This is a genomic window from Paenibacillus sp. 01L418, from assembly GCF_056400045.1.
Genome location: NZ_JBFTSN010000210.1, coordinates 1 through 10,991 on the forward strand (window position 1 = coordinate 1; position 10,991 = coordinate 10,991).

Below are 10,991 nucleotides of genomic sequence, written 5' to 3' on the forward strand. Positions count from 1 at the left end.
CGCGAGTTCCTTGTTCGTTGGAACACCGTAGTTTTTGCCGCTAATTTTTGCCCCCTCCAGAAACGCAGGGTCTAATGAATCTTTAATGCCTTGACCGTATTTATCAATCAGGTCACCTAGATCCAGAAATGCGCCTTTGGCAACATATTTAGCATGACCATTCCACTGCGCCGTGAACACAATGTCCACTTCTTCCCTCGAAGCAACCATCAAATTGATTTTATCATCCCATGCACCCCAATCAATTGGCCTGAGATCAATCGTTGCGTTGATTTTTTCAGTAAGCAGCTTGTTGAGTGCTTCTTCTACTTTTTTCTCATCCGTTTGCGGTGTGCCAGGATATACGAGAGAAATCTGATATGGCTTCAAATCTGATGCTGGCGGCTCTTCATCCTTAGTGACTGGTTTATCTGTTTCGGCAGCTGGCGCTTTTGTTGGCTCTGCGTTGTTTTTCCCGTTGTTTCCTGAACATGCGGATACAATCAGTACGATGGACATCAGCATGAGAAGAAGCATCGATGTTTTTTGTTTAACTTGCTTCATAGCGGGTGGACCTCCCTCAAAAATTTGGATTATATGCTAAATCGGCGTTGCCGATTACAGCCGTATGATTGCTGATAGCCATGAATTCAACCTTTTACAGCGCCGACAGTCAGCCCTTTTACAAAATATTTTTGAAAGAACGGATATGCAAAAATGATAGGACCGATTCCAACAACAACCATTGCCATACGAACCGTCTCGCTCGGAAACTTAAAGGTGCCTCCAGCCGCAATAATAGCCGCCGCCGCCGTACTGTTATTAGCTAAAAACTGAATGTTCAGCATCGTCTTATACATGAGGTATTGAACAGTTATGTTCGATTCCTTCGTTATGAACACAAGGCTGAGGAACCAATCATTCCAATACGTTAACGTCTGGAAGAGTGCTACTGTGGCAAGTACCGGAAGCGATAACGGCAAAACAATTTTGAAAAAGATCGTCAGCTCTCCCGCTCCATCAATTTTTGCAGACTCCAGAATGGCAACAGGAATGGTCGTTTGGAAAAACGTTCGAATGATTAGAACAAAAAACGCAGCAACTAAAAGCGGTACAATAAGAGCCATTATCGTATCCTTCAAATCGAGCATTTGAACATATACGAGATACCAAGGAACTAAGCCCCCTGAGAAAAGCATCGTAAAAAATACGAAGAAGGTAAAAAACTTGGCATGAGGAAAGTCTGATCTGGATATTGGATAAGCGTACAGCGCCATGATCATTAAGCTAAGTGAAGTTCCGACAATCGTTACAAAGATAGAGATACCATAGGATCGAAAAATTTGGGTCGCATCCTTAAATAGGAACTGGTACGCTGCCAAATCAAACTTTGATGGAATAAATTGATACCCTTCCCTGACAACTGTACTTTCATCGGAGATCGAAACCATAATAATTAAAATGAGCGGTACGATACAAAGCAACGAATACACTATAAAAAATATATTGATGCCTAGAGAAGCCGGAAGTGATAATTGGTTTTTGATATTAGATCCGGAAGGTATTTTCTCAATCTCAGCTGCTTCCATAGGATCACCTCCAAACAAAATTTTCGTAAATATACTTCGATTGCACGACTCTAAAATAACGCATTATCTTTATTAATTCGGCGGACCACCCAATTCGAGAAAAATACTAATGCGAAGCCGATTACGGATTGCAGCAACCCTGCCGCTGAGGATAAGCCAATATCACCAACCGTTAGGAATGTGCGATAAACATAGGTGTCGATAACATTCGTTACCGGGAACAACACACCCGATTCTCTTGGCACTTGGAAAAACAAACCGAAATCCGCGTTAAATATTTTTCCGATCTGGAGCAGCGTCATAATCGTAATGATCGGCATGATGAGCGGGATCGTAATACTCGTCATTTGCTTCCACTTGCTTGCTCCGTCTATGGTTGCGGCTTCGTAATACTCATCATCTATGCCAATGATGGCTGCCATATAAATGACGGTAAAGTACCCCATGCTTTTCCAGGTGTTAACGATTGGCAAAATGTAAGGCCATACTTCCTGAGTGAAATACCATTGAACCTGTTCAAGTCCAAGCGCCGGCAGCAGCGAAGTGTTCAAATACCCATGCTGATCGCTCAAGAAGCCATAGACCAAATAACTAATGACGACCATCGATAAAAAGTAGGGCAGGAACATAATCGTTTGATGAAGCTTAGCGAGAAAACGGCTTCTGATTTCATTAAGCATGATTGCAAAAGAGAGCGGGAATACCAAGTTCAATACGATAAAACCTGAGTTGTACAGCAGCGTATTCCTTGTAATGATCCAAGCGTCTGACGTTTTGAACAAATACTCAAAATTTCTTAACCCGCTCCAGGCGCTTCCAAATATTCCATCCGCGTAATTAATGTTTTTGAACGCAATTATGATTCCGAACATCGGAATGTAATTGTTCAGCAGCAGCAATACGATGGCTGGCAGCATCATTAGGTAGAACATCCAATACTTGCGAAAAATACGGAGTTGAGACATTTTTTTCATTGAACTCTTCGGAATATAGGCAGCTGTTGTTATCGCTTCCGACGTATGTTTCGCCAACGCCTTCCCCCTCCTCTTTCTAAAACTCTTGTGTTTCATCTAGGTATAATTGTATAAAAAAAAGACGCCGACATCTGTCGGCGCCGTGACCATATTAACGGTACAGTGACTTTTCAATCATACATCCTGAAAGTTTTTACGATACTCTTGCGGTGTAAGCCCTGTCGTTTTCTTAAACAGCTTAGAAAAGTGCGAGAAATTACTATATCCCACGTTTATGGCAATATCACTTATTCGGTTATTTGTTTTTTCAAGCTCGATTCTCGCCTTAGCTATACGCATTCGAACCAAATAATCCGTTAAAGAGTAACCCGTTTCCCTTCGGAACAAACGAGATAAATAAGCTGGATTCAAATAAACAGACTCTGCCGCTTGCTCACGACTGAATTCCTCTCCCATATGCTCTTCCATGTAGCGCTGAACCTTCTCCACAACTTGTGACACGTCCTTGCCGTTTTGGTTGGCATAGTCCGTTATCTGCTGGCTCAATTGCTGTGTCCATGTTCGCATGCGCGGCAATGATTTGAGAATGTTCTCGCCTACCTCCCATTCTCTATGTACAAACACGTCCGTCATTTGTACCGACTTTTTATTCAACCATTGGAACACCATATTCATATATCCATAATAAAACGATGCCATATGGGTATAATCAACTTTCAGCTCTAACATCTGGTCGAAGCATTCATCTATTCGCAAGGACAACTCCGTCTGCTTGCCGGACTCCAGCAATAGTGCCCAGTCAGCGAAGGGGGCTTGCTGAAGTGTATTCAGTCCTTGCTTCTGTGTATGATCACGCTCCATTATAATCGCACAAGTATTGCTGACGTTGCTTCTCTCTAAGGTAAGCAGCGTTTGTATTGTAGTACGGAGCTGCTTCACTTCCGCTGCTTCACTTATATAACAGGATAACGAGCAATTCAGCATCGTTTTACATTGATCAATAAATGTTTTGCATCTGGCATGCAGATCATTATTGCCTTGCTTGTCATCGAACACTCCACTATAAAATATTGCATATAAAATCCCGCTGCCATCTTGAACAATATGGCCAGATTCACCTTGAAGCACGATCTCTTCAGCTGCATTCTTAATACCATATGTCATGATCTCCTCATCACGGGCCGACCATTCCTCCCGCCACTGCTCGATGCTGATAAGCACGACGCGAATCAAACTGTCCGATTCAAGCGGTAAACCATAGGTTTGCAATGAGAAATTGAGCTGCTGCGATGCCGCTGATAAACGATAGTGAATGATATCTTGCCAGAACCGCTCAATTAATATAGGCTGCTGCTTGCTCCATTGCTCATAAAATAAGTTGTAAGTCCCGCGAATTTTTGCCAGTTGCTCCAAATCACGAGCTTTTTCCAGCGCCTCATTCACACATGCTTTTAGAGCGTTATGATCAATCGGCTTGAGCAAGTAATCGAAGCAGTCAAGCTGAACCGCCTGCTGCGCATATTTAAAATCCGCATGACCGGTCAAAAAGATTGTTACGCTGGAAGGGGAATGCTCATTCGCCCACTCTAGCAATTCGATTCCGCTTTGATTTGGCATATCAATATCCGATATCATAATGTGAATCGTATGCGCAGTCAGCAACGCCTGGGCCTCTTCCGCATCTATAGCCGTATAAATACTCGCAATCGGCAGCGTTGACCAGTCTATGCCATTCACGATGCCTCGAATTGCTATCTCCTCATCATCTACAACCAATAAGTTATACAACTGCTTTCACTCCCTCAGTAAGCTTAGGAAATACGATAACGACAATTGCTCCAGTGCCCTCCGCTTGATTGCGGAAAGTAATTGATGTCCGCTCGCCATACAGCAGCTGTAGTCTATGAATAACATTCATGATGCCTAAGCTGCTCGATTCCCCTTCCTGCAGCGGTTCTTTGTTTTGCAGCTTCTCCAGCACCTCAGGACTAAAGCCCGTACCATTGTCGCTGATCGATAACGTAAATCCATGCTCGGAGTCCATTTCCGCACATATTTTGATTTGGAAAAGCTGCCGCCTGTTTTTGAACCCATGAATGATGGAGTTTTCTACAAAAGGCTGAATGGTTAATGCAGCAATTGGATAATGCAAAATGTCATCGATTCCCTCATAGGTACATTGCAGCTTCTCAGGGAACCTAATCTTTTGAATCGTCATATAGTTTTCGATATGCATTAGTTCTTCCTTAAGTGTAATCGTGTCCCGATTGGCTTTCATAATAAATCGGAAATAATCAGCGAGATGCAGCGACATCTTTTTCACCGATTCCGTATCGCCTAATGCTGCTAAATTATAAATAATATTTAAGCTGTTCATATAAAAATGCGGATTAATTTGCGCTTGGAGCTGCTTAAGCTCTCCTTGTTTTACGCGGAGCTGCTCCTCGTAAACATCAATTTTCAAGGTTTTAATTTGTTCAGCCATGATGTTGAAGGTGTTTCCTAGAAACTCAAATTCAAGCGATTTGTTTTTCTTCAATCTAACATCCAGCATTCCTAAAGAGATTTTCTTCATTCCTAGAATAAGCTCATGCAGCGGCTTAAACAGCATATTCCTCATAAAGAACAAATAAATAAGCAAAATAGCTAGAAACCCAATTGGAGCAAACAACGTCGCATTTCTAAAAAATAATAAATTACGCAGCAGCGTCCGCTCTGGTATAACGACTCGATAAGCGATATCCACCATTTCGCTCATTCTATTCATAACAAGATAGGTTTCGCCTGTATTTCGATCAGTTAGCGATTCATACGGTTTCTTCGATATTTTATAGCTGAGTTCCAGCGGCGCTAAGTTTTCCGTCAATGACTGAACAAGTTGATCGCCAGCGCGTAAATAAATGCCGTTATGGCCGATATCTCCGTCACTCCATTGAATCGATAACATTCTGTTTATATCCTGTACTTTAATGATTGCGCCGACGTATAAATCATCTGACACCTTAATGAAATTAATCAAAAAAAACTTCCCTGGCAACCGCTCATCTGCTCTGACCTCCCATAAATGTTGATCATTCATAAGCAGATTTTCTTCCTTTGTCATTGAATCCATATGCGTCTTTATTATTTTTTTTGTATCGTTATATACGCTTTTTGTTCCAAAAATAATATCTTTATCGTGATATAGAAATACAGCATCAATCAGATTATAGACACCAACGTCGCGATTTAGCTTCCCATCAATTCTAATTTTCGTTAACGTATAACCGTCACTATCCATAGGGAAGGACATTAGCAAACCTACGTCGGTATCAAGCACTGACATTTTATAAAGATAATCATTAATCTGCAATAGATTTTGATCCGTTTGTCCCACGTAAATATCGAGTGTGTTTCGATAGGTCTCAGATACTTTCTCTCGAACGATCTCACGTGAGTAACTGTTGTTAATGAGCATATAAATAACTACCGGCAGCATAACTGCCATAAACCCAATAATAAGACGAGTTCTAATCGATTTACCGAACCTCACGCTCCGCTTCCCCCTAATATCGATTGAATCATAATCATATTACCATTTAAAGCGTTTTCTTGAAATCACTTAAAATCGATATGCCTACCCTTTTTTCAAATCTATTTAAAACATAAAAAAGCGCATATAGGATTTTCACCCCACATGCGCCAACGTCATTCTTTTTTAAATCTCGACTTTCTTTTTTAACAAATAAATCATTAGAAACAAGTAACCTAAAGTAAACGCTAAATCCAGTAAAAATGGTCCGAATAAAAAATCCACATTAAATGATGAACCAAAGGTTACTGATCCGCTATTCGATTGAGGTACATTGACTGAAACTATACCCATCATACCTTCTCTTTGGTCAAATAACTGATACGTTAACCAAGAAGCAATGCTTTGTACTCCAAAGAAAAAGACAATCCCGATCCATGTAGAATGCTTCACTCGGAAGCTGCGTGCCACTGTAATGGAACATAGAATCGAGAGCATAAAGGAGGTGTACATCCAAATATAGCTTATTACCATTCCGAATAAAGCGCCGTTCTCTAAAGAAACATGTTCTTTAAAATATTGAATATCCATATCCGAAAAAGCAATGAAGATCGCGATATGAATAGCTGCTATAATCAAAACGAGCAGCATGATGATCCAGCCTAGAAGGATAGCAGCACCTATTCCATTGATTGGGTGCAGCGGCAGTAAGCGCCGGCTGTAGGATTTAATGTTTCGTTCAAACGTCCGACAGCAATGGATGAACAACAAGATAAAGACCATTACATAGCCGAAAATACTAAACGCAGTAATAAGACCTTCATCCCAGTTGCGCGTCAATCCCGTAATACTGAACGCTGCTTCTAGTATGATAAAGATTGCAAGCGTGCTGAGGATACCATCGTTGCTTCGCTTCCAATCGTATTTCAACAGCTTAATCATTCCCCAAACACCGCCTTAAACATTTCATCAACGCTTTTACCGTGAGTCAGTCGTATATTTTCTACCTCATCCTGCAATACAATCTTACCCTCGCGTATGAAAACAACTTCATCGAAGATCCGCTCAATATCGCGTACAAGATGGGTTGAAATGATTAAGCTGCTTTCTTCGTTATAGTAGTTAACAATCGCATCCAAAATTTTCGTTCTTGCTACTGGATCTACGCCTCCGATTGGCTCATCAAGCAAATACAGCCTCGCATTTCGTGATAATACGAGTGTAAGCTGAAGACGTTCATTCATCCCTTTAGATAACGCGCTTACCCGATCGCGTTTATTCAAATTCATGAAAGCAAGCATTTCATCTGCTTTCTTATGATCAAAATCGGCATAAAAATCCTTATAAAAATCTATTGCGTCCTCTACGCGCATCCAACTCTCTGTGAGCGGTTGATCCGGCATAAAAGATGTAATTGCTTTTGTCTCGTTGCTTACAAGTTGCCCGTTAATCGTTACCGTGCCTGAACCTGGATGAATGAGTCCTGCAGCTATTTTCATCAATGTGCTTTTGCCACTGCCATTGCTTCCTAACAGACCAACAATCTTGCCAGGCGCCAACGTGAGTGATACTTGGTCTAACGCCTTTTTGCCGGCGAATGACTTTGATACCTCAGTCAGCTTCAAAATGCTTTCCACAGTCCTATCACTCCTTTTCTTTATCTTCTTCTTTTACGGCTTGTGAAACGATCGTTATGATATCGTTATTTGCAAAGCCCAGCTCCTGCATCCCTTGAATAAAGCGACCTAGCAAATCTCCTGCCATTTCTTTTTTGATATCCATTATTTTCGACTCCTCACTAGTGACATATCGGCCAAGCCCGCGCTTCGTTTCGACGATTTGTTCTCGCTCAAGCTCCTGAAAGGTTCGTTGTATCGTATTCGGGTTGATTTGTAGCTCTAATGCAAGTTCTCGTACCGCTGGTATTTTATCCCCAGCCTTCAACTTGCCAATGACAATTTCTTTCTTAATATAATTCATGATCTGCAAGTAGATTGGCAAATTATTATCAAATTCTATGCTCACAATATGTCCTTCTCCCCTCAACTGCCCACTCGAAAACGTTGCATGTTAGGCAATATCCCGTTTTTTAAACGTAACAAAGCTAATGACCAAAAACAAACACACATATGCTGCACACACAACACTCGGGAATAACATTCCGCCAGATGACGATTCATTACCTGTAAACAACGATAGATCTGTATTCATAAATAGTAGATATTTGGAGAAATCGTAGCTTGATAATAACATTTTCATTAAGCCTTCCAATAAGACAGCAGTCATGCCTATTCCTATTGTCGCTCCAGATGATCTTGTTAAAATGCCGAACATAAACGTTAAAGTTACATAGATGGTTGTATAAACCGTTTGAAATAACATTGATTTCGCAACATCCAACCAGGATACTTCCCCTGTCGCTTCAAATCCAAATGCGATTCCTCCTGCCGCAAGAGCAGCAGCTATTGTGAAAATGATGAGGGAACAAACAAACAATATAACTGCTGTATATTTTGATGCTAAAATTTTGCTTCTACCATGAGCTCGTATGAGCAAAAACTTAACTGTTCCTAATTGATGTTCCTTTGCGACAATACCAGCTGTGAAAATAATGGCTATAATCGTTACGATCTGTCCGACTCCATTTGTTGCCATGATCGATCCAGCAAATTCTAGCATAGTTGGATATTGATCGCCAGACATTTTCCATATTAAATAGGTGAAACCTACAATCGTAAGGAGCATTACTGCGTATGCAATGAAGAAGCTGCGTTTCTTTGACATTTTCAACCATTCGTTTAATACTAGTCCGTTAAAATTAAGCAATGCGACTACCCCCAGTCCATTTCAAAAACTCGTCTTCCAGTGATATCTTCGTTTCAGTAATTCGATAAATTTTAATATTGTCTTCCCCTAGCTTGCTTACAACCTGAGGAATAAGTTCATTCTGAAGAGCTAATACAAGCTCGCTGCTATCTTTTAAAAGCTGAATAACCTCAACCCCATCTATACTTGTAGAAATCTGGCTTGCTCGCTCAATATCATCTACACGAACAACAACGGATAGTTGCTTGGATTGCTCTTCCTTATCGCTTAGTGAACGATGAGTCACATATTTACCTTCTTGAATAACAACGACTCGGCTGCACATGAGCTCCATTTCAGAGAGCAGATGACTCGATACAAGAATCGATATCCCTTCTTGGACTGCTATTCTTTGCAAATATTGTCTCATTTCACGAATGCCTGCTGGATCTAAGCCATTAGTTGGTTCATCCAGTATTAACAACGATGGATTGTCTAATAGTGCTTGTGCAATGCCTAGACGCTGCCTCATTCCAAGAGAGTATGCTTTTACTTTCTTGTTCATTGCTGCCTCTAAACCTACCAGCTCCGTAACTGCTTTTATCCGTTCTTCCGTAATGCCTGATGACATTCTCTGATATTGCTTTAGATTATCATACCCTGTCATATATGGATAAAACTCGGGATTTTCTATAATAGCTCCGATATGCCTAATGGCTCCTGTAAAATCATTACGTATGCTTTTTCCTTGAATAAGCACATCACCCTCGGACATTTGAATCAAACCAACAATCATTCGGATTGTCGTTGTTTTGCCTGCACCATTTGGCCCAAGCAACCCTACGATTTCTCCCTTGTGAATATCAAATGACATTCGATCTACGATTGCTTTGCCTCCAATACGTTTGGTTACATTTTTTAAAGAAAGTACGGGGATTGTTCCCTTTATTTCAGAAGATGATTTCATCATTTCCTTACCTCCATCGTCTTAGTGTTCTAGTTAAATAGTACACTAGGTCTAAACAGATGTAAAGGGGAAATTTTCAGGTCGATTTTACCTATTATAAAACTAAAACACAAAAAAACTCTTAAGATCATAATGATCTTAAGAGTTTGTGTTAGAAAAGTTGGTGCCGATGAGAGGACTCGAACCTCCACGGTTTCCCTCACGATTTTGAGTCGCGCGCGTCTGCCATTCCGCCACATCGGCATTTCAGTAAAGATGGCGTGCCCTAAGAGATTCGAACTCCTGGCCTTTTGATTCGTAGTCAAACGCTCTATCCAGCTGAGCTAAGGGCACATATTTGTTGCAAAGAGAAATCTGTGGAGGCGCCACCCAGACTCGAACTGGGGGTAGAGCTTTTGCAGAGCTCTGCCTTACCACTTGGCTATGGCGCCAAATAAATGGAGCGGAAGACGGGAATCGAACCCGCGACCCTCGCCTTGGCAAGGCGATGCTCTACCGCTGAGCCACTTCCGCATATAAATGGCTGGGGATTCAGGGATCGAACCTGAGAATGACGGAGTCAAAGTCCGTTGCCTTACCGCTTGGCTAATCCCCAACAAAATACGTGATGCTAATTTTTGAATTAATGGGGCGATCGAGGGGAATTGAACCCCCGAGTGTCGGATCCACAAACCGATGCGTTAACCACTTCGCCACGACCGCCATATTCAAATGTTTTTTTGGCAGGGGCAGCAGGAATTGAACCCACACCAAAGGTTTTGGAGACCTTTGTTCTACCTTTAAACTATGCCCCTAAGGTAAAAAATGGTGGAGGATGATGGATTCGAACCACCGAACTCAGAGAGAGCAGATTTACAGTCTGCCGTGTTTAGCCACTTCACTAATCCTCCATGTGGTGCCGTCGAGAGGACTTGAACCCCCAACCTACTGATTACAAGTCAGTTGCTCTACCAGTTGAGCTACAACGGCATATTCACTTGTGTTGCTTGTACTGCATCAATGGTGGCTCGGGACGGAATCGAACCGCCGACACGAGGATTTTCAGTCCTCTGCTCTACCGACTGAGCTACCGAGCCTGATGTTGTTTTTAAGTGGCGGAGCTGACGGGATTCGAACCCGCGGTCTCCTGCGTGACAGGCAGGCATGTTGGGCCACTACACCACAGC

The 10,991-nt window shown here is 41.8% G+C and carries 10 protein-coding genes and 10 tRNA genes; all 20 read right to left on the reverse strand.

Annotation, left to right across the window (positions count from 1 at the left end; all coding sequences use genetic code 11):
* On the reverse strand, window positions 1–543 hold a 543-nt coding region (locus tag AC1DSE_RS21420), incomplete at its 3' end, for an extracellular solute-binding protein (RefSeq protein WP_477528159.1).
* A gap of 86 nt (window positions 544–629) precedes the next feature.
* Window positions 630–1,568: a carbohydrate ABC transporter permease gene (locus tag AC1DSE_RS21425; RefSeq protein ID WP_076270979.1), complete on the reverse strand. Its 939-nt coding sequence runs from the start codon at window positions 1,566–1,568 to the stop codon at window positions 630–632.
* A 50-nt stretch (window positions 1,569–1,618) separates the two neighbouring features.
* Window positions 1,619–2,542, reverse strand: a complete 924-nt coding sequence (locus AC1DSE_RS21430; protein WP_076271054.1) for an ABC transporter permease — start codon at window positions 2,540–2,542, stop codon at window positions 1,619–1,621.
* Between the two features lie 174 nt (window positions 2,543–2,716).
* Window positions 2,717–4,330, reverse strand: coding sequence for a helix-turn-helix domain-containing protein (locus tag AC1DSE_RS21435; protein WP_477511596.1), 1,614 nt, complete (start codon window positions 4,328–4,330; stop codon window positions 2,717–2,719).
* Entirely contained in the window at window positions 4,323–6,074 is a 1,752-nt protein-coding gene (locus AC1DSE_RS21440) for a sensor histidine kinase (protein WP_477511597.1), read from the reverse strand. The genes AC1DSE_RS21435 and AC1DSE_RS21440 overlap by 8 nt, the downstream gene beginning before the upstream one ends.
* Before the next feature lie 165 nt (window positions 6,075–6,239).
* Window positions 6,240–6,995, reverse strand: a complete 756-nt coding sequence (locus AC1DSE_RS21445) for a hypothetical protein (RefSeq protein ID WP_477511598.1) — start codon at window positions 6,993–6,995, stop codon at window positions 6,240–6,242.
* On the reverse strand, window positions 6,992–7,690 hold the full coding sequence (locus AC1DSE_RS21450) for an ABC transporter ATP-binding protein (protein ID WP_477511599.1): 699 nt from the start codon (window positions 7,688–7,690) through the stop codon (window positions 6,992–6,994). The genes AC1DSE_RS21445 and AC1DSE_RS21450 overlap by 4 nt, the downstream gene beginning before the upstream one ends.
* Before the next feature lie 7 nt (window positions 7,691–7,697).
* Complete coding sequence (locus tag AC1DSE_RS21455) at window positions 7,698–8,078, reverse strand: GntR family transcriptional regulator (RefSeq protein ID WP_076270974.1); 381 nt, start codon at window positions 8,076–8,078, stop codon at window positions 7,698–7,700.
* A 45-nt stretch (window positions 8,079–8,123) separates the two neighbouring features.
* The gene (locus AC1DSE_RS21460; protein WP_477511600.1) at window positions 8,124–8,879 is read right to left on the reverse strand and encodes an ABC transporter permease; all 756 of its coding nucleotides are present in this window, start codon (window positions 8,877–8,879) and stop codon (window positions 8,124–8,126) included.
* On the reverse strand, window positions 8,872–9,828 hold the full coding sequence (locus tag AC1DSE_RS21465) for an ABC transporter ATP-binding protein (protein WP_083682591.1): 957 nt from the start codon (window positions 9,826–9,828) through the stop codon (window positions 8,872–8,874). The genes AC1DSE_RS21460 and AC1DSE_RS21465 overlap by 8 nt, the downstream gene beginning before the upstream one ends.
* Window positions 9,829–9,986: 158 nt before the next feature.
* Window positions 9,987–10,068, reverse strand: a tRNA-Leu gene (locus AC1DSE_RS21470).
* Window positions 10,069–10,081: 13 nt separating this feature from the next.
* A tRNA-Arg gene (locus AC1DSE_RS21475) sits at window positions 10,082–10,158 on the reverse strand.
* Between the two features lie 24 nt (window positions 10,159–10,182).
* Window positions 10,183–10,256: transfer RNA gene (locus AC1DSE_RS21480), tRNA-Cys, on the reverse strand.
* Window positions 10,257–10,263: 7 nt separating this feature from the next.
* Window positions 10,264–10,338 (reverse strand) — tRNA-Gly (locus tag AC1DSE_RS21485).
* A gap of 7 nt (window positions 10,339–10,345) precedes the next feature.
* Window positions 10,346–10,420 (reverse strand) — tRNA-Gln (locus AC1DSE_RS21490).
* A 31-nt stretch (window positions 10,421–10,451) separates the two neighbouring features.
* Window positions 10,452–10,527 (reverse strand) — tRNA-His (locus tag AC1DSE_RS21495).
* Between the two features lie 18 nt (window positions 10,528–10,545).
* Window positions 10,546–10,619 (reverse strand) — tRNA-Trp (locus tag AC1DSE_RS21500).
* 11 nt (window positions 10,620–10,630) lie between these two features.
* Window positions 10,631–10,715 (reverse strand) — tRNA-Tyr (locus AC1DSE_RS21505).
* Window positions 10,716–10,718: 3 nt separating this feature from the next.
* Window positions 10,719–10,794, reverse strand: a tRNA-Thr gene (locus tag AC1DSE_RS21510).
* A 31-nt stretch (window positions 10,795–10,825) separates the two neighbouring features.
* A tRNA-Phe gene (locus tag AC1DSE_RS21515) sits at window positions 10,826–10,901 on the reverse strand.
* Window positions 10,902–10,991: the final 90 nt, after the last annotated feature.

Coding starts and splice junctions, on each gene's coding strand:
- AC1DSE_RS21425 (WP_076270979.1), bottom strand. CDS start 1,568: ATGGAAGCAGCTGAGATTGAGAAAATACCTTCCGGATCTAATATCAAA.
- AC1DSE_RS21430 (WP_076271054.1), bottom strand. CDS start 2,542: ATGAAAAAAATGTCTCAACTCCGTATTTTTCGCAAGTATTGGATGTTC.
- AC1DSE_RS21445 (WP_477511598.1), bottom strand. CDS start 6,995: ATGATTAAGCTGTTGAAATACGATTGGAAGCGAAGCAACGATGGTATC.
- AC1DSE_RS21465 (WP_083682591.1), bottom strand. CDS start 9,828: ATGATGAAATCATCTTCTGAAATAAAGGGAACAATCCCCGTACTTTCT.